Source organism: Veillonella atypica, from assembly GCF_041431435.1.
GTDB lineage: Bacteria > Bacillota > Negativicutes > Veillonellales > Veillonellaceae > Veillonella > Veillonella atypica.
In genome coordinates this window covers 84,740-104,247 of sequence record NZ_JAPVXV010000003.1, presented here as the reverse complement: position 1 = coordinate 104,247, position 19,508 = coordinate 84,740, and the positions used below count along the sequence as shown (strand labels likewise).

The window sequence follows — 19,508 nt, the reverse complement described above, 5'->3', positions numbered from 1 at the left end:
ATGGTGCAAAAAAGGGAAAAGAAGGGACACTTTTGGGAGAAAGTGTTTAAGAACGACCTACAAGGCATGTTATTGCCTATAGCGCTTATGGCCTTGATTGGTAGCATTAATATCTTTAGTGCCACCTATGTTGGGTCGATTACAACAGATACTGGATTGTTGGGCTATGCACCGAGACATTTAGGTTATTTATTGGCTTCTGCTATTTTGGGTGTCCTTTTATATCGATTTGATTATCGTCGATTACAAAATGCTAAATTACTGACTTGGATAATGGGATTGACCGCAGTATCCTTAGTGGCTATATATTTGGTCGGTGTAGAGGTCAATGGTGCGCGCCGGTGGATTTCTCTTGGCCTATTCTCGTTCCAGCCATCAGAGTTTGCTAAATTGGCTGCACTCATGTGGACAGCAGCTAAATTGGCGGATAAACCGTGGGTAAAACCCAGATTTACATCTATGATTAAACCTAAGAAGGGTTTGTCTCAAAAAGAGGTAGCATTAGGTTATATTTTTGAACGCGTAAGATATATGTGCTATATGTTGCTTTGGCCAATCATATTTGCTTTGCTCACCATTAAACAGCCGGATATGGGGACTGCCGTATTGATTATAGGTTTCTCCTACCTGTTAATATTCTTATCTGGCTTTGAGAAAAGTATATTTGGCTTATCCTTGATGGGGGCTATTGTCGTAGGTATTTATGCTGCTCGTAGTAGTTCGTATCGGTGGGAACGCGTTGTATCTTGGTTTGATCCCTGGTCCTATGCACAGGATAAAGGCTATCAAACTGTACAAGGTTTGTTAGCCGTAGGCTCAGGTGGGTTCTTTGGACAAGGCCTTCTGAATGGTACGTCAAAGTATTTCTATCTACCTGAAGCACATACGGACTTTGCCTTCGCTGTTTGGGCACAGGAAATGGGCTTTTTAGGCGGTATTCTGGTCGTATTCTTAATGGCCATGTTTACGTATTTTGGATTCCGTATTGCTAATAGAGCACGCGATGCTTTTGGTAGATGGTTAGCCATTGGGATTACGATTCTCATCAGTGGTCAAGCATTCTTCAATATCGCCATGGTTTGTGGTATGTTGCCTGTAACAGGTGTGCCATTGCCATTCGTTAGCTATGGTGGTTCTTCTCTAATGATGAATTGTTTAGCTATCGGTATTTTAGCAAGTATTGCGAGACGTGGCGTAGAAGGTGTTAAACCAGTAGGTAATAAGGAAACGTTACCTTCGTTGCGCGAGGAAACGCAGAGTCGGTTTAGACCGAAGAGAACGGTTGAACCTAAATTACCGGGACGTTTTGTACCACCAAATAAATGATAATATATGTGTTGTGTATGAGGGAAAATTATGAACGATTTTATTGATATTCAAGAACGCCCATCATTGGGTAAATTATTGCCACTTAGCTTTCAACATTTATTTGCCATGTTTGGCTCTACCGTACTTGTACCGTATTTGTTGAAAGTCGATCCAGCAACGGCATTATTTATGAATGGTATTGGTACATTGCTATACTTATTTGTATGTAAAGGCAAGATTCCAGCCTATTTAGGCTCTAGTTTTGCTTTTATTGCTCCTGTCAGTGCGGTATTGGCTGCAGGCTTGGGTTATGAGGCCGCTAAAGGTGCCTTTGTTGTATTTGGCTTATCCTTTGTTATTTTATCGTTCTTAGTTCGCTATATTGGTATCGGTTGGATTGATAAATTATTCCCACCAGCTGCGATGGGGGCTATCGTTGCTATCATCGGTCTTGAACTAGCTCCAGTCGCTATGGGTATGGCTGGACTTATCGGTGATCAAAATCTTGGCATGTCTCATGAGCAGGCTATCATAGTATCTATGTTCTCCTTGATTGTGACCTTGTTAGGAACCGTCGTATTCCGAGGATTCCTTGCTGTAATTCCTGTGCTTATCGGCGTAGTGGCAGGTTATATCTTATCTGCTATCATGGGCGTTGTCGATTTCTCCGCTGTTGAAGCGGCACCATGGTTCTCGCTACCACAGTTTTATGGTATGCCTGAATTTGATATCAATGCCATCGTCATGATTATGCCAGCATTATTTGTAGTATTTGCGGAACACGTGGGTCACCTTGTTGTTACAAGTAACATCGTATCAAAAGATCTTATGAAAGAACCTGGCTTAGAACGTTCTTTATTAGGTGATGGCCTTGCCAATATTCTTTCTGGTTTCTTTGGGGCTACACCAAATACAACGTATGGTGAAAATATTGGAGTACTAGCAATTACACGGTGCTTTAGCGTTTGGGTTATCGGCGGTGCAGCTATATTGGCTATGATTATTTCCTTCGTGGGCAAGGTAGCCGCTCTTATTCATGCCATTCCAATCCCTGTTATGGGTGGTGTATCGATTCTATTGTTCGGTATCATCGCGGCTTCTGGCTTGCGTATGCTCGTAGAACGCAAGGTAGACTATACAAATCCTGTTAACATGATTCTTACATCTGTTATTCTTGTTGTAGGCCTTAGTGGTGCACAGCTCGTAATTGGTCCTGTTGTTTTAAAAGGAATGGGCTTGGCCACTGTTGTAGGTATGGGGATGAGCATTGTACTTCTTATCCTACAAAAAACAGGTATTGGTAATGATCAATTAAAGAAAACGGATGTATAATTGATTATACATTTAACTATATAGCAAGACTTATAATTAACGCGTAGCTTTTCGGCTACGCGTTTTTGTATAGTGGGCCTTTATATATATCATAGAAGCGTGTCTATTGGAAAAATATAAATGTCTATTGTATAATATATTGTATGAAATGATTTGTGAAAGGAGGTTTATATGGATTATATTTTTTGGCTTATTATAGGTCTCGTATTGATGGCTATTGAACTAGTTATACCTGGTGGTATTGCGGGTCTTATCGGGTACTGTTTGTTTATGTGGGGCGTATTTATCGGCCTTGGTGGTACAGATATAGCCTTATATGCGGTGCTCGGTATCACGATTGTATTAGTCGTGGTATTATTAACCTTCTTTAATCACTTTTCAAAAACCTGGATTGGCAAGCTCTTTACCTTAGGGCAACGATCTACCACAAAAGCTGGATATGTGTCTAATGATGTATTAAAGGATCTAGCTGGCAAGGAGGGCGTAGCGCATACAACATTACGCCCTGCAGGTATTGCTAAAATTGATGGTAATTTAGTGGATGTTGTAACCGAAGGGGACTTCATCGATGCCGGTTCACCCATTGTGGTGCTTCGTGTTGTAGGTGGCCGCAATATTGTTAGAAAGCGCGATTAAGCTTTCACCACATCGTCGTAAATAATGGAGGTTATTATGGATGTAGGTATTTTAATTTTGATTCCCATTCTAATGATTGGGATTATGGTATTCTTGTATGTTGTGCCATTAGGCCTTTGGGTATCCGCGTTGGCAGCCGGTGTTAACGTAGGCATTTTTACATTAGTTGGTATGCGTTTACGTCGTGTAAATCCATCTCAAATTGTAATGCCTTTAATTAAGGCGAATAAAGCGGGTCTTGAGGTTAATGTAAATCAATTGGAAGCACATTACCTTGCTGGCGGTGACGTTGACCGCGTTGTAGATGCATTAATCGCTGCTGAACGCGCATCTATTCCGTTGACATTTGAACGTTCTGCTGCTATAGACCTCGCTGGTCGTGATGTATTGGAAGCGGTTCAAATGTCCGTTAATCCTAAGGTGATTGAAACACCAATCATTTCTGCAGTGGCAAAAAATGGTATTGAACTTAAGGTTCGTGCTCGCGTAACGGTACGTGCTAATATTGATCGCCTCGTTGGTGGTGCTGGTGAAGCTACAATTATCGCCCGTGTTGGTGAAGGTATCGTAACAACGGTAGGTTCTTCTGAAGAGCATACAGATGTATTGGAAAATCCAGATCACATTTCTCGTACTGTATTGGGTAAAGGCCTTGATGCGGGTACTGCATTCGAAATCTTATCCATTGATATCGCTGACGTAGACGTAGGACGTAACATTGGTGCTCAATTGCAAACAGACCAAGCGGAAGCAGATAAAAAAATCGCACAAGCTCGTGCCGAAGAACGCCGTGCTATGGCAGTTGCTACAGAACAAGAAATGCGTGCTAAAACACAAGATATGCAAGCTAAGGTAGTGGAAGCACAAGCTGAAGTTCCTAAAGCATTGGCAGAAGCTTTCAGAAACGGTAATCTTGGCGTTATGGATTACTACAATATGAATAATATTATTGCAGACACTAAGATGCGTGAGAATTTAGCAGATGGTGAATAGGAGTAGCTATGGACTCTATTTTGTCTACAATACTATCGGCCTTTACGCATAATCCTATATTTGTTCTAGCTATAATTGCTTATATCGTGTTCTCCTTTTTGAAAAGCTCAAAGACTGAAGATGCTGATGAGTATGAAACCTCAGGTGCTGAAAAGACTTGGGAGGATATGGAGCGTGAATACGGTATTTCTATTGAACGTAAAATAGAAGAACCTCCGGTTAATGCTACATCTAATGATGCTGGCTATCAGTCGTCTAATACTCAGATTTCTTATAATCAATCTGCAGAACAATCTAAAAAAGAGCAACCTAAACAACGAGAAGAACATAAAGTATCTACTAGTAAAACGGTTGCAGTTTCTACATTGACTGAGCGCCTAGCAGAATTTAAGCGCCAAAAAGCAATGGAAGAAGTAAAGATTCCTCTTGTTGATGTAGAGACTCATACGAAGCCTGTAACGAAGAAGGCTCGCAAGTCGTGTCATGATATTAAAGAAGGTATGAAATGGGCTTTTATATTAGAAAAGCCGAAGGCATTGCGTCATAGGGCTCGATAATGTATATCTGTTCCTGATAAAGGCAGGGTTCCCAATGGTCACCGGGGTGACTATTGGGAACCCTTTTTCTATTGCTAAGACTATAATTAGCCTTTCATAATAAGTGTAATAGGTGTGTGAATATAGTTCGCCTAAATTATGTGAAAGGAGCGATTATATGTATCGCAGCGTACGAAATATTCCAAAACAATTATTAGAGAATCTATATGTTAAAGAGAAATGGACCTTACGAGATATTGCCGATTATATTGGGTGTAGTGTAGATACAATTGTAAGGCGTATGCAGATGTATAAGATTGCGCGACGTGAAACGCGTAAAGATATCAATCGCGCAACCTTGGTAAATTTATATGAAGTGAGTCATACTAGTATTGAAGCCTTGGCCCGTCGTTTTAATGTATCCACTGCGACCATATCTAATCGATTACATGAGTATGGACTGCTGTGTACTCATGACCATTCTATACATAGTGTAGAACCAGATCGTATTAAAAAGGCTTATGAAAGTGGTAATAGTACAACTCGTATTGCCCATATGATGGGGCTTTCACGATGGAAGGTATTACATATCTTACATCACATGGGGGTCAATATACGCGGTGGGCGGCGTAAGGTGATGCCTATCGATGAAATGAGCTATTTGTATAGCTATCATGGGTTGAGTACAAAGGATATAGGTATTGCCTATCAACTGCAAGCTAATACGGTTGCCTTATATTTACGAGAATCTGGTGTTGCTTTGCGTGGTAAACGGTTAGAGGTAGATACGAATGAGATTAGTAGATTACGGATGGAAGGATTATCCATTGCAGCTATCGCACGACAACTCGAATGTTCCCCGTCTGTTATAAGAAACCGATTAAAGCAGCAACAAACTTAGTAAAGACGTAGTATTGTATGGTGTCGTATGGTAAATCTGTATAAACCTCAACTCATTCGGTATAGAAATTTGTAGTTAATTACTATATACTTAGATTTATATGATGATGGGAGGTTTATTATGTTCGAATATTTAACATTATTATTACCATTTTTACTGCTAGGGTTCATCGCCGCCGGCCTATCTAGAATATCTGGTGTGGCGTTATCCATGATTATCGTACCAACCTTGTTGATTTGGGGGGCTACACCACTAGATGTGGTTGCGTTTATGCTCCTCTTTGTAGTGTATAATAATTTCACATCTGAAACACAAGATGTACGCCTTGATTACAAGGATCTCGTATTATTTCCTAAATGGCGCTTGTTAATTCCTTTAGTTTTGACGGTAGTTGGTATCTTCATTAATCCAGCTATTGGTATTGCTGTCTTTATGGCTTGCTTTGTATTGGAATTGCTAGCAACCGTGTTCAAACGCATTCCTGAATCGGAACGTCCTGCTGTTCATCGTGTTATTGTACTTTCCGTTCTCAGTGCTATTGTAACCGCTATTGGCGCCTATGTAGGTCCTACTATTAGTGGGGATTACTATTTTGGCTTAGTTGGTTTAGCCATCTTGGCCATTACTGCCTTTGCTTGGTATGCAGGCCGTAATCGAAATGCATTTAAAGGCATTTGGGAATTTATCTGGGTTGATTTCGGCATTTTGCTTGGTTTATTCGGTATTGAAAGCTCCAACTATCCATCTGGGTTGACTCGAGACTATAAGAGTTCTATGGATCGTATGCTACCAATGATTACTGTAGTAGGCGGTTATGCGGGATTGATGGTTATCTTTGGCGTATATGGCATGTTCTCATTGCCATCCTTTATTACTGCCATTGGTGCGGCCATTGGTATACGCTTGTTCGGCTTGTACGAGTTCCCTAAACGCGGCACCTTCTCTTACCTAGCAATTGGATTTGCTATAGCTGCCGTTGTATGTTTATATCTCGTATCTCCTGTACCAACAGGATTTGATGCGGTCAATACGATTATGACCCAACCTATGGTTCAATAAAAGGTGAGTTTTATCATAGTATCAATCATCTAAACTTGTTAATGTGAGAGTAGATAGTTAACATAAACAATAAGGAGATGTGTATCGTGAAAGATAATACTACTGTTGAAGTACATTCTAATGAAGTTGTAGAGACGAGACCATTTCCGCCATTCTTGCCGAAGAATGCAACGGTTATGATGATGGGAACATTTCCACCAACATCTGAAAAGCGAGCCATGGAATTTCATTATCCGAATTTTCAAAATGATATGTGGCGTGTTTTCGGTTTGGTGTTCTTTGATGATAAAGAACATTTTAGAAAAGGGGAAGAAAAAGCATTTGATGCGGAAAAGATTAAAGCTTTTTTATCTCAAATTGGTATAGCTTCTTGTCCAACGGTATTGAAAGCTATTCGTGAGCATGGTAATGCATCTGATGCGTTTTTAAAGGTAGTTGAGCCCGTTCCTCTCGCTGACGTATTAGCACAAATACCAGATTGTACTCATATTGGTACAACAGGTGGCAAGGCTACAGAAATCTTACTTAGTTTATTACCTGAAAAGATAAAACTACCTAAAACAGGAGAAACGACTCCTTTTGTTTATGAAGGTCGAGAACTTTCTTTGACGCGTTTGCCATCTACCTCTAGAGCCTATCCGTTGAGTCTTGTGAAGAAGGCGGAGGCTTATAAAGCATTTTTTAAAGCTTGTGGATTAGAAACAAAATAATTGAATAATAGTAGGATACCTTTGATGGTCTATTCTAACTGGTAAATTAGAGTAGAACCTATCAAAGGTGTTTTTATTATTAAAAATTTACGTAAATAGGTGATATGGTAATTTGCTTATTATATATAAATCTATGAGATTAGTCATAATTAAAAGTGATAACAAAAATAACTATTTAATTCTTGTTTTTTATGATGAGAGGTCTATAATTAACCAATGTCATTATATGGTTGACAAATATTTTAGAAATAGGAGTTGATACTATGGATAAGGCTAAGGAGGCCTTATGGACAAGATCATTTGTCCTCGATACTTTGATTAATTTCTTAGTATTTTTGATTTATTATTTATTAATTGTTATTATTGCCGTAGTGGCAAAAGATAACCTTCACGCCACAGCCAGTCAAGCAGGCTTAGCTGTTGGTATATATATTATCGGTACCGTCGTGGCACGATTATTAGCGGGACGCTTTATTAGTGTCTTAAGTTGCCGAAAGATGCTGTACTTAGGTTTGTTTATTTATTTGGCTTCAACAGCCATGTACTTCTACACACCTAACTTGTTAATGCTCGATAGCGTTCGATTCATAAATGGTTTTGCTTACGGTATTACATCAACTGCAACAAGTACGATTATTGCTGCTATTATACCTCAATCTCGTCGTGGCGAAGGGATTAACTACTACGGTTTATCTACTTCTCTTGCTGCTGCAGTAGGTCCATTCTTAGGTATTTTAATGCTTCACAGTCTTGGCTATGATTTTATCATCGCATTCTGTGTTGCACTTATCGTTATTTGTGGCATTGGCGCCGTAATTATGAAGTTTAAGGAGCCTAAGCTTGATATCGATTCTGAAGCTCATAAGGGTATTAAGATTTCCGATTATATTGAACCTCGTATGAATTCTATTAGCCTTGTTTCTGTGCTTGTAGGCTTTGCATACTCTGGTGTTATCGGCTTTATGGCAGCTTATACAAAAGACTTAGATCTTATTATGGCAGGTACATTCTTCTTCGTTGTCTATGCCGTAGTGATCACTATTACAAGACCTTTACTTGGTATTCTATTTGATATGAAAGGGGAAAACTTCGTTTTATATCCTTGTTTCGTATCTTTAGCGCTTGGTATTTTCTTACTATCCATTGCTCACTCTACATGGCTTGTACTTTTATCCGCCGTATTCGTCGGACTTGGATATGGTACATTCATGTCTAATGGTCAAGCGGTAACAGTTAAAATTGTACCAATTCACCGCATTGGTGTTGCCACATCAACATACTTTATCGCCTTGGATGTGGGCCTTGGCTTTGGTCCATATATCTTAGGTGCCATTAAGGAGGTAGTCGGTTATACAAGCATGTTCCATGTAACTGTAGTAGTTGCCCTTGTAGCTTTAGTTTCATATTACTTATTCTACGGCCGATATGTAGGAACCGACAAAGACCTTTCCTTGAAAGCACGTGCTGAAGAAGAACAAATTAGAAATCGTAAACGTAATGGTAAACTTGCGTAGAACAATGTTTTACATTGGATATATAATTTCATAGAGTAATAAAAAATGACTATTCGAGACATTGTTCGAATAGTCATTTTGCTATTTTATGGTACTATTTTTCGATATTTACGATGTTAACGATAACTTCAACAGCTTTTTTCATATCGTCAATACATGCAAATTCATGACGACCATGGAGATTTTCTACACCAGTAAAAATATTAGGTGTTGGAATGCCCATAAAAGAAATTTTAGAACCATCGGTACCACCGCGGATAGGATCGCAAATAGGTGTAATACCTGCTTTTTCCATGGCTGCTTTGGCTACGTTTACACATTCCATATTATCTTTGATGATATCGTACATATTGTAATATTGATCTTTTACGGAGACTTCGCAAACTTCACGGCCATAGATTTCATTTAATGTTTGACCTGCTTGTAGGAAAAATGCTTTTTTCGCTTCGAACAATTCTTTGTCATGGTCGCGGATGATGTAGTTCATCTTACCAGTATCTACTTGTGTTTCCATGCTCATGAGCATAAAGAAACCTTGGCGACCACAAGTGTGTTCAGGAACGGCCGCCCCAGGTAATAACGCGTCAAATTGCATAGCCAGTTTAGCACAGTTAATCATGATACCCTTTGCTGTACCCGTGTGAACCGATACGCCTTTGAGCGTTACAGTACCGCCAGCCGCATTGAATGTTTCATACTCGAGTTGACCTAGGCTTTCACCATCAATCGTATAGGCAAAATCAACAGGGAATTGTTTCACATCAAAGTGATCTGCGCCAGTACCAATTTCTTCATCAGGGCCAAAGGCACACATGATTTTACCGTGTTTGATTTCTGGGTGAGCCACGAGATAGGAGAGGGCTTCCATAATTTCGCAGATGCCAGCCTTGTCGTCACCGCCGAGTAGTGTGAGACCATCTGTTACGACCAAGGATTTACCAATATAGTTCTTTAAATTAGGAAAATCTGTACGACGTGTGAAAATCTGATGTTCTTCGTTGAGGCAAATATCGTTGCCATCATAGTTTTCAATGATGCGTGGCTTAATATTTTCTGCGTTATAGTCGGCCGTATCCATATGGGCGATAAAACCAATAGAAGGGGCCTTTGCATCTGTGTTAGCATTTAATGTACCGATGACAAATCCGTTTTCTCGATTGTAGATGACCTCATCAAGACCAATTGCTTTCAAATCAGGAACAAGCACATTGGTAGCAAAATCAACTTGCGTTTGCGTACTGGGAATCGTTGTACTTTCCTCGTTAGACCGTGTATTTATGCTTGTGTAGCGTACAAAACGTTCAACCATTGGTTCCATAATAAGCCTCCTTGAGAGAATGTATTGAATATATAATTGGTTGATACCATAGTTAGACCTATTTAGCCTATATATCTTAATTGTAGACTAGTAGTACATAAAATGCAAAGTCTATCGGTGCATAATGTGTAAAAATATTCGTATTATGCATATAAAGCAATTGAATCGTATATAATGCCGTGATAGTATAAAGGTGGATAGATATACGTTTGTGTTTTTTATGAGGAGGTTTTACTATGTCGGACGAAACTCGTTCTATTCCGCCCGTAGAACCGGTACTTGATCCTAAAAAGGACTACGAAGAAATTAATTCATACGTAGTATTTTGGGGCCTGTTCTATGCAGCAATCTTTACACTGGCTGTTGGTTATCTATGCTTGAAAATCGGTCAAACAGTAGATGCCTTTGCTCCAGTATCTGTACTTGCCATGGGTACAGCAGTTATTTTGAAACGGAAAAATGCGTTTGCTGAAACTGTACACATTCAAGCAATCGCCAGCTCTAGTACAAACACATTAGCTGGGGCTATGTTCTTCTTGCCAGCCCTTTACATTTGGGGTGTAACAGATGTAACCTTTACACAAATGGCAATTCCAATTATTCTCGGTGGCGTACTTGGTGTTCTATTATGCGTTATGTTCCGTCGCTATTTTGTAGAAGAAATGCACTATGTGTATCCATTCCCAAGCGGTCGCGCTGCAGCTGAAGTATTGATGAGTAATGAAGGTAGTAAAGCTAAATTGATGTTAGGTTCTGGCCTTATTGCTCTCGTATATGACTTTATTCTAAACAGCCTTGGCTGGTGGGAAGAGGTCATTCGTACAGCTACGTTTAAATGGGGCGCTGCCTTAGCAGACCAAACTAAATTGACGGCTGCCGTAGACACTGATGCAGCGTTGCTCGGTCTTGGTTACTTTACAGGCCTTCGCTATGCAGCGATTATTGCAGCGGGCTCCTTCTTCTCTTGGTTCGTATGTATTCCAATTGTATACTTCTTAGCACCAGAACATGTGATGCACATCAATGGTCAATCTGTATTTTTAGCGGATGCTCCAATTCGTAAGGTATTCCTTGATTATGTGCGTCATATTGGTATCGGTATGCTTGCTATGGCCGGCATCATTGGTCTTTTGAGCATGTCTAAGGTGGTTGGCAGCGTTGTTAAAAAAGCAGTTTTAGATATATTCACATCCAAAACTACAGAAGTTAACTTGCTCCGTACGCAACGTGATGTTCCTACATCTTGGATTGGTGCAGGTATCTTGTTATGTACCGTTTTATTTGCCGTATACTTCCACTTTATGTATTCTGAAAGCCTAGCGCAAACAGGCGTAGCATTCTTAATCGTTCTAATTATGTCCTTCTTACTTGCTGTAGTAGGTATTAGCTCCATTGCCTATACTGGTACAGAACCGGTATCCGGTATGACAATCTTTATGATTATCATTTCTGCTGTATGCTTAACAGCTGCTGGTATGACTGGTAAAGTCGGTATGATTGCAGTCCTCATGATGGCATCCTTTATCGGTACAACCATCGGTATGGCTGGTAACTTTATGTCAGAACTTAAGGTAGCGCACATGACAGGTGCTACACCTAAAAAAATGGAACAATGGCAAATCGTTGGTACCATTCTCTGTGCTGTACTTTCTGTAGGTGTCATGATCTTATTAAATGGTGCCTATGGTTTTGTAGGGGACCATGCATTGAATGCTCCTCAAGCGAATGCAATGGCTGCTATCATCGAACCTATGATGACTGGTGGTAGTGCACAATGGCCTTTATACATGGCAGGCGCATTGTTTGCAATCATCTTATGGATGGTGAAAGTTCCACCGTTGGCATTTGCATTAGGTACATATCTACCTATGGAAATCAACACCCCATTACTAGTTGGTGGTTTGATTGCATACTTTGTACAAAATAGTACAAACGATAAAGCGTTGGCAGACCTTCGATTCTCCAAAGGTAGTACAATTGCATCCGGTCTTGTAGCCGGTGGTGCTATTGGTTCCTTGTTCAGTGCCGTACTTCGTATTGCAGGTATTGATGTATTTGCTCAAGAATGGGTAGAAACACCAGAAGCAACATACCTCAGTATTGTAATGTACTTGTTACTCTGTGCATTCTTGTACAAGGTAGCTATGTACATTAAAGATAAAAAAACAGCTAAATAACATGAATCCTCTCTAAGAGGATTATGAATAACGCTCTCTATGAATACAATTCGTAGAGAGCGTTTTTTATATGGAGATGATTGGGGGATTGTCTTTGGGATATAGATATAATCTATATCAAATAAAACATATTTATATAGTAGGAATTATTGACCTAGGATATATAGGGTGATATGATATGTTTATGTTATCATTGCTAAAGTAACCGGTGAAGACTATGATGCGGCGCCACTTGGTATTGCTGTGAAAAAAGGTAATACGGAGTTACTTGGTAAAATAAATGATGGATTAGCAAAAATTAAGGCTAATGGTAAATATGCAGAGATTTATAAAAAGTGGTTTGGTAAAGAACCACCTGCAGAAGATTTGAAATAGGTGATAGAATGGCTAAACGGAAAGCATTTTTGAAGATTGTAAAGGAAAATGGACCTCTTGTACTAGATGGTGCATTCGGTACAGAATTAGAGCGTCATGGATGTAATATTCATGATGAGTTGTGGTCGTCTAAGATGCTTATTGAAAATCCAGAAATCATCAAAAAAGTGCACATTTCCTACTTGGCAGCCGGTGCAGATATTATTGAAAGTTCTGGTTATCAAGCAACTGTAGCCGGGTTTAAAGCTCATGGGTATGGTACAGAAGAAGCACTAGATTTGGTGAAGTTATCCGTTCGTTTAGCCGTGCAAGCACGTAATGAATTTTTAGAAGCTAAAGCGAATGATGCGCTTACATTGCGTGGCATTACATTAGGTGAACAATTGCCAGATGGCAGTGTCCGTTACTTCTCTGAAGGGGCCTTACCAAAACCATTGGTAGCCGCCTCTGTTGGCCCATATGGTGCTTTCTTGGCAGATGGTTCTGAATATCGTGGCGACTACGGTGTACAAACCGAATATTTAGAAGTATTCCATATTCCTCGCATTGCATTATTCTGCGAAGAAAACCCAGATGTGTTAGCCTGTGAAACTGTGCCGTGCTATGATGAGGCCATTGCCATTGCCCGTACCTTGTGTGATCCGCTTACGACAAAAGGCATTCCCGCATGGATTTCTTTCTCTTGTAAAGATGAACATCATATCTCAAGCGGAGAGACCATCATTAAATGCGCTGAAATGATCGATAAGGTGCGTCAAGTGACGGGGATAGGGATTAACTGTACAGCGCCGGAATATGTAGAATCCTTAATCAAAGATATACGGTCTGTAACTAATAAACCGATTGCTGTATATCCAAATCTTGGTGAAACCTATGATGGAGAAACCAAGACATGGTCAGGCGGACAACAAAGCTTTATTGACTATGTTGATGTATGGCGCAAGGCCGGGGCTAATATAATCGGTGGGTGTTGTCGAACAAATCCTGATATCATTCGTGAAGTAGCAAAACAAATACATGTAAAATAAATGAGAGGGACTGTATAAGTACAGTCCCTTTTTGCTTGTATATAGAAAAAGAAGGCCATCCATCGGATAACCTTCTTATATGTGGCGGAGAGACAGGGATTTGAACCCTGGGTACGGTATAACCGCACACATGATTTCCAATCATGCTCCTTCAGCCGCTCGGACACCTCTCCATGTATTCTGTTGTGTAACAGGTACTTGTATAGTATATGAAAAAGTTAGATTTATGTCAAGAACAAAATAGTAGAATTATTATAGTTTCATAAGAGTTTTAAAAAGCCGCCCCGAAGGGCGGCTTTTAGTAAGTATATTATAATACTTCTTTGATTTCTTGTGCATCGATGGATGCTTTGATATCGTCTGCCATTTTTTCGATTAATGGGATATCTTCTTCTTTTAAAGAGGATTTGATATCAAGAGGTTGGGATACGATTTCAATATCTTTGAAGTCGTTTTCGAAATGAGCAACCATTGTTTTCATTGCAGCGGAAGCCCAGGAATGATTACCGATGATGGATACCTTATGATTTTGGAAGTTAAGCGCTTTTAACTCGTGAATGAAGTTTTCCATAGTAAGGTATAGGTTCAAGTTATAAGTTGGTGCAATTGTTACCAAGTTTGTATATTTCCAAGCATCAGCGATGATGTAGGAAGGATTAGTTTTGGAAACATCGTAGATTTTAATATCTGTAACACCCCGTTTAGACAATTGTTTAGCCAATTGTTGAGCGATGTCACGAGTGTTGCCATACATGGAACCGAAGGCGATAACAACACCTTTTTTCTCAGCTGTGTAGCTGGACCAGTGTAAGTATTTGTGCAAGATATATTCAATCGTTTCAGGTGTGCGCCAGATTGGACCATGAAGTGGAGCAATGCGTTTGATTTCAAGGCCGGAAACCTTGCGAATTGCATTTTGTACTTGAGGACCGTATTTACCAACGATGTTTGTGTAGTAACGACGAGCTTCATCTTCATAGGTTGCTACGAAATCAGTTTGGTCAGCAAAGATGTTGCCATTGATTGTACCAAATGTACCGAATGCATCAGCAGAGAACAATGTACCTGTAGATTTTTCATAGGTACAAGTTACTTCTGGCCAGTGAACCATAGGCATTGTGTAGGATACAAGAGTATGTTTACCTAAGCAAATTTCGTCGCCTTCTTTTACTGTGTAATATTGATCAGGCTTTGGTGTGCGGTAGAATTGTTCGAACATGCGGAATGTTGTTGCATTACCAACCATTTTACAATTTGGATAGCGTTCCAATGTTTCTAACAATGTTTGACAGTGGTCAGGTTCCATATGGTTTACGATGATGTAATCAAGATCACGACCATTTAAAAGGTGGGATAAGTTGTCAAAGTATTCTTCGCGAATTTCTGCATCAACAGAGTCTACAACGCAAGTTTTTTCATCATCGATGAAATAGCTATTGTAGCTTACACCATTTGGAATAGGGAATAAGTTTTCAAAACGTTCAGTTGTCCAGTCATTACTACCAATCCAGTAGATATTATGGGTCATTTTTTGAGCACAATACATAGTAATATCCTTTCCTTACACATATGTATATACATAACTAACCTCATCCATGTGATGACGGTTTAATTAATTATATTGACATCTTATAATACAGTTTTTTTAGAAAAAAATCAATATATCGATATATGTCAATGTGATATAACTGTGTTAACTTTCACATATTAGAATGTGTATTGTGAAAGTTTGTAAATATAGCCCATTCCGAAGAATGGGCCATATAGATTATTTAAAGTATTTTACGCCGGATGTGAAGATTGGCATTTCTAAGTTGCCTGGAATATTTTTACTAATATCTGAACCACAGCGTTCGGAGTGCGCCATTTTACCAAATACGCGGCCATCAGGGCTATAAATACCTTCGATAGCAGCCACGGATTGGTTAGGATTAAATCGTCCATCCATGGATGCTATACCGTCAAAGTCGACATATTGTGTAGCGATTTGACCAGTTTTATTGAATTCCAATACTTGTTGAGGAGATGCGATAAACCGACCTTCACCATGAGATATAGGAACCGTATAAATTTCGCCAGCCTTAGCTTCACACATCCAAGGAGATTTTGTAGAAATAACCTTAGTGTTAGCCATACGAGATACGTGGCGTCCAATGGTATTGTATGTCAAGGTAGGGTGATCTGCCGTTAATGTTTCAATATGGCCACCAGGCAATAGACCTAATTTAATCAACGCTTGGAAACCGTTACAGATACCGAGAACTAGACCATCTTGTTTATAAAGTAGGTTTTCGAGGCCTTCTGCAAGATATGGGTTGCGGAATAGGGTAGCCATGAATTTACCAGACCCATCTGGTTCATCGCCGCCGCTAAATCCACCAGGGAACATAAGAATTTGAGACTCTGCTAATTTAGCTTTGATTACGTCAATAGACTCTTTTAATTGTTCTGGCGTTTGATTGCGAATCAGTACGATGTCTGCAATAGCACCAGCTCGTTCAAAAGCACGAGCGGAATCGAATTCACAGTTAGTGCCAGGGAATACAGGGATAAGTACCTTTGGTTTAGCACCTAAGGAGGTACTGCGAGGCTTTGCGTGTTGATCGTGAATGTAAGCTACCGCTTCACCAGTACCGGATTTTGCTTCCAATGGGAATATATCTGATAATGGTTTTTCGTATGCTTTTTCGATTTCATCAAGTGTTACAGATTGGCCGTTCCATTCGATGACAGGTTTGTCTTGGGTAACTGCAATAACGCGAACGTCGGACAATTCAAGTAAATGGTTAACCGCTGTAATATCTACTTCTACGATGAAAGAACCAATAGCTGGTTGGAAAATAGCTCGTTCTGCATATTTGTCGAACTTAACGCCAATTTTATTGCCGAGAGCCATTTTGGAAACTGCTTCAGGGATGCCACCTTGGTCTACTACATAGGCAGAGTATACGCGACCTTTTTCAATTTCCTCTTGTAAGATATCACAATTTTCTTTGAAGTGATCCCAGTCAGGTGTATCGTTGTACGTACGAGGTACATCAAAGTATACGAGACGATGGTCAGGTCCTTTTAAATCTTGGCTTACAATATGTTTAACAGGTGCTGTTACCGCTGCAAAGGATACGAGGGTAGGCGGTACCGTTAAATCCATAAATGTACCACTCATAGAATCTTTGCCGCCAATGGCACCGATTTCAAGTTCTTTTTGCGCTTTGTACGCACCTAGAAGTGCTGCTACCGGTTTACCCCAAGATTCTTTGGAGTGTAAACGTTCAAAGTATTCTTGTAAAGTAAGGTATGCATCTTGACGACGACCACCGAGTGCCACAAGTTTTGCAACGGATAAAAGCACGGCATATTGTGCGCCATGGTATGGACTCCAAGCGGACAATTCAGGTACAAAGCCATGTGTCATGATACTAGCAGTTGTTGTTTCACCGTGAAGAACTGGTAATTTTGCCACCATACCTTGGGTAGGTGTTTTTTGATATTTACCACCAAATGGCATGAGCACTGTGTTGGCCCCAACTGTGCTATCAAAGCGTTCAACAAGGCCTTGTTGAGAAGCAGTGTTTAATATAGATATTGCTTCGAGCCATTGATCTTTGAAATTGTCGGCACTTGCAGAACCACGGCGGAAATAAGATTTTTCAGTAGGAGCTGTCACTACAGCTTCTTGTTGTTGACTCGCTCCATTTGTATTTAAGAAATCACGACTGATATCGACAATTGTTTCTCCGCGCCATGTCATGATGAGGCGATTTGTATCGGTTACATCGGCAACGATTGTGCATTCAAGATTTTCTTCATCGCAATACTTCATAAATGCATCAACATCGGTTGGTGCAATGACGCAAGCCATACGTTCTTGGGATTCGGAAATAGCGAGTTCTGTACCATCGAGACCGTCGTATTTTTTAGGTACTAAGTCAAGGTTGATGGTAACGCCATCTGTTAGTTCACCGATGGCTACGGAGACACCACCAGCACCAAAGTCATTACAACGTTTGATGAGTATTGTTACCTCAGGGCGACGGAATAAGCGTTGAATTTTACGTTCTGTAAGGGCATTCCCTTTTTGAACCTCTGCACCACATGTAGCGAGGGATTCTAATGTATGTTCCTTAGAAGAACCTGTAGCCCCACCGCAGCCATCACGACCTGTTTTACCTCCGAGTAGTACGATGATATCACCTGGTGTTGGTACTTCACGTCGCACTTGATTGCGCGGAGCAGCACCGATAACAGCACCGATTTCCATGCGTTTTGCCACATAACCTGGATGATAGTATTCTTTAACTTCACCAGTAGCAAGGCCGATTTGGTTACCATAGGAGGAATAGCCACGTGCGGCTTCAACAGTAATTTTCTTTTGTGGTAGCTTGCCTTCTAGTGTATCGGCTAGCGGTGTGCGAGGGTCTCCGCTACCAGTGATGCGCATAGCTTGATATACATAAGAACGGCCACTTAGAGGATCGCGGATACAACCGCCAAGACATGTGGCAGCACCACCAAAAGGTTCAATTTCAGTTGGGTGATTGTGAGTTTCGTTTTTGAATAGCAAGAGCCATTCTTCTTCTTTGCCATCTACATCAACGGGAACGATGATAGTACATGCATTGATTTCTTCGGATTCATCAAGGTTAGTAAGACCGCCTGCATGACGCAATTCTTTTACAGCTAATGTGGCCATATCCATGAGAGAACGAGCTTTTACCTTAGTTGTATATAACAAATTGCGACCTTCAGTATATTCTTCTAGTGCTTCCTTGATTGGTTCTGTGAAACGACTCTCTTCGATAGTAATATCCGTTAACTCTGTCATAAATGTAGTATGGCGGCAATGGTCAGACCAATATGTATCGAATAAGCGAATTTCTGTAATCGTTGGATTGCGTTTTTCTACATTCTTGTATTGCTTTTGAATTAATTTGATATCTGCCAATGTCATAGCGAGTCCATATTCGCTAATCATATCTTGTAGTGCATCCTCTGACATTTCTGTAAAACCGTCGATGATAGCTACATCTTCTGGCTCTTCTAGTTTAAGTGCCAAGGTATCAGGTAACTCGAGACTTGCTTCTCTAGAATCAACAGGATTGATGTAATATTGTTTGATTGATTCTTTTTCTTCGTCTGTAAAAGTACCTTCTATGACAAATACTCTTGCACAACGAACGGTATGACCTGTTGTAAGTGTGAGCATAGAAATACATTGCTCTGCACTGTCTGCACGTTGATCGTATTGTCCTGGTACATATTCGATAGCAAAGACAAAAGCATTTGCTGGAATATCTAATGTTTCTGCTACTAAATCAACAGGTGGTTCAGAAAAAATCAAATGTTTAGCCTTTTGTAATGCGTCATCGCTAAGATTTTCTACATCATAACGTTCATAGATTTGCACGGCTGTAGCTGGTACATGTAATTCTTGCTGTAATGTAGCTAATACATGTGCTGCTTCATTAGCGAAAGCATCACGTTTTCTTACAAATAGTCGTTGAATAGCCATATAGCCTCCTGTAATATGCAGAATAAATGAGTTCTGGTGTTGACAAGATAAGTATAGTCGGTCTAGACTTATAAGTAAAGATAATCTTACTTATATAAAGATTAACGCT

General features: G+C 40.1%; 14 protein-coding genes, 1 tRNA gene and 1 pseudogene. 12 read left to right on the top strand and 4 right to left on the bottom strand.

Features of this window, described 5'->3' with window-relative positions:
* The 9 genes from O3598_RS04535 (at position 1) to O3598_RS04495 (ending at position 8,989) form a co-directional block, all read left to right on the top strand.
* The gene (locus O3598_RS04535) at positions 1–1,326 is read left to right on the top strand and encodes an FtsW/RodA/SpoVE family cell cycle protein (protein WP_371451961.1); all 1,326 of its coding nucleotides are present in this window, start codon (positions 1–3) and stop codon (positions 1,324–1,326) included.
* Between the two features lie 30 nt (positions 1,327–1,356).
* On the top strand, positions 1,357–2,640 hold the full coding sequence (uraA, locus tag O3598_RS04530) for a uracil permease (protein ID WP_005377680.1): 1,284 nt from the start codon (positions 1,357–1,359) through the stop codon (positions 2,638–2,640).
* Between the two features lie 171 nt (positions 2,641–2,811).
* Positions 2,812–3,276: an NfeD family protein gene (locus O3598_RS04525; RefSeq protein ID WP_005377650.1), complete on the top strand. Its 465-nt coding sequence runs from the start codon at positions 2,812–2,814 to the stop codon at positions 3,274–3,276.
* 36 nt (positions 3,277–3,312) lie between these two features.
* On the top strand, positions 3,313–4,269 hold the full coding sequence (floA, locus tag O3598_RS04520; protein WP_371450088.1) for a flotillin-like protein FloA: 957 nt from the start codon (positions 3,313–3,315) through the stop codon (positions 4,267–4,269).
* Positions 4,270–4,277: 8 nt separating this feature from the next.
* Positions 4,278–4,826 (top strand): hypothetical protein, encoded by a 549-nt coding sequence (locus tag O3598_RS04515; RefSeq protein ID WP_287505068.1) that lies wholly within the window; start codon positions 4,278–4,280, stop codon positions 4,824–4,826.
* Positions 4,827–4,983: 157 nt separating this feature from the next.
* Positions 4,984–5,706, top strand: coding sequence for a helix-turn-helix domain-containing protein (locus O3598_RS04510; protein ID WP_005380182.1), 723 nt, complete (start codon positions 4,984–4,986; stop codon positions 5,704–5,706).
* Between the two features lie 120 nt (positions 5,707–5,826).
* Positions 5,827–6,765, top strand: a complete 939-nt coding sequence (locus O3598_RS04505; protein WP_038124504.1) for a hypothetical protein — start codon at positions 5,827–5,829, stop codon at positions 6,763–6,765.
* A 77-nt stretch (positions 6,766–6,842) separates the two neighbouring features.
* Complete coding sequence (locus O3598_RS04500) at positions 6,843–7,475, top strand: DNA glycosylase (RefSeq protein ID WP_156718787.1); 633 nt, start codon at positions 6,843–6,845, stop codon at positions 7,473–7,475.
* Positions 7,476–7,738: 263 nt separating this feature from the next.
* On the top strand, positions 7,739–8,989 hold the full coding sequence (locus O3598_RS04495) for an MFS transporter (protein ID WP_302745834.1): 1,251 nt from the start codon (positions 7,739–7,741) through the stop codon (positions 8,987–8,989).
* Between the two features lie 94 nt (positions 8,990–9,083).
* Here the strand turns inward: O3598_RS04495 and pepT are convergent, their stop codons facing one another.
* Positions 9,084–10,307: a peptidase T gene (pepT, locus tag O3598_RS04490; protein WP_005377708.1), complete on the bottom strand. Its 1,224-nt coding sequence runs from the start codon at positions 10,305–10,307 to the stop codon at positions 9,084–9,086.
* Positions 10,308–10,543: 236 nt separating this feature from the next.
* Here pepT and O3598_RS04485 point away from each other — a divergent pair, with 236 nt between their 5' ends.
* From O3598_RS04485 to mmuM, 3 genes and pseudogenes are all read left to right on the top strand, one after another.
* Entirely contained in the window at positions 10,544–12,484 is a 1,941-nt protein-coding gene (locus O3598_RS04485) for an OPT family oligopeptide transporter (protein WP_016475982.1), read from the top strand.
* 192 nt (positions 12,485–12,676) lie between these two features.
* Positions 12,677–12,859, top strand: a pseudogene (locus O3598_RS04480) (transporter substrate-binding domain-containing protein); the annotation flags it as partial.
* Positions 12,860–12,867: 8 nt separating this feature from the next.
* A complete protein-coding gene (gene mmuM, locus O3598_RS04475) occupies positions 12,868–13,887 on the top strand; it encodes a homocysteine S-methyltransferase (protein ID WP_009661651.1) in 1,020 nt (339 codons plus the stop codon).
* 82 nt (positions 13,888–13,969) lie between these two features.
* Here mmuM and O3598_RS04470 read toward each other — a convergent pair.
* The 3 genes from O3598_RS04470 to O3598_RS04460 form a co-directional block, all read right to left on the bottom strand.
* Positions 13,970–14,060, bottom strand: a tRNA-Ser gene (locus O3598_RS04470).
* A gap of 137 nt (positions 14,061–14,197) precedes the next feature.
* Positions 14,198–15,433 (bottom strand): FprA family A-type flavoprotein, encoded by a 1,236-nt coding sequence (locus tag O3598_RS04465; RefSeq protein WP_371451958.1) that lies wholly within the window; start codon positions 15,431–15,433, stop codon positions 14,198–14,200.
* Between the two features lie 222 nt (positions 15,434–15,655).
* On the bottom strand, positions 15,656–19,399 hold the full coding sequence (locus O3598_RS04460; RefSeq protein WP_371451956.1) for a phosphoribosylformylglycinamidine synthase: 3,744 nt from the start codon (positions 19,397–19,399) through the stop codon (positions 15,656–15,658).
* Positions 19,400–19,508: the final 109 nt, after the last annotated feature.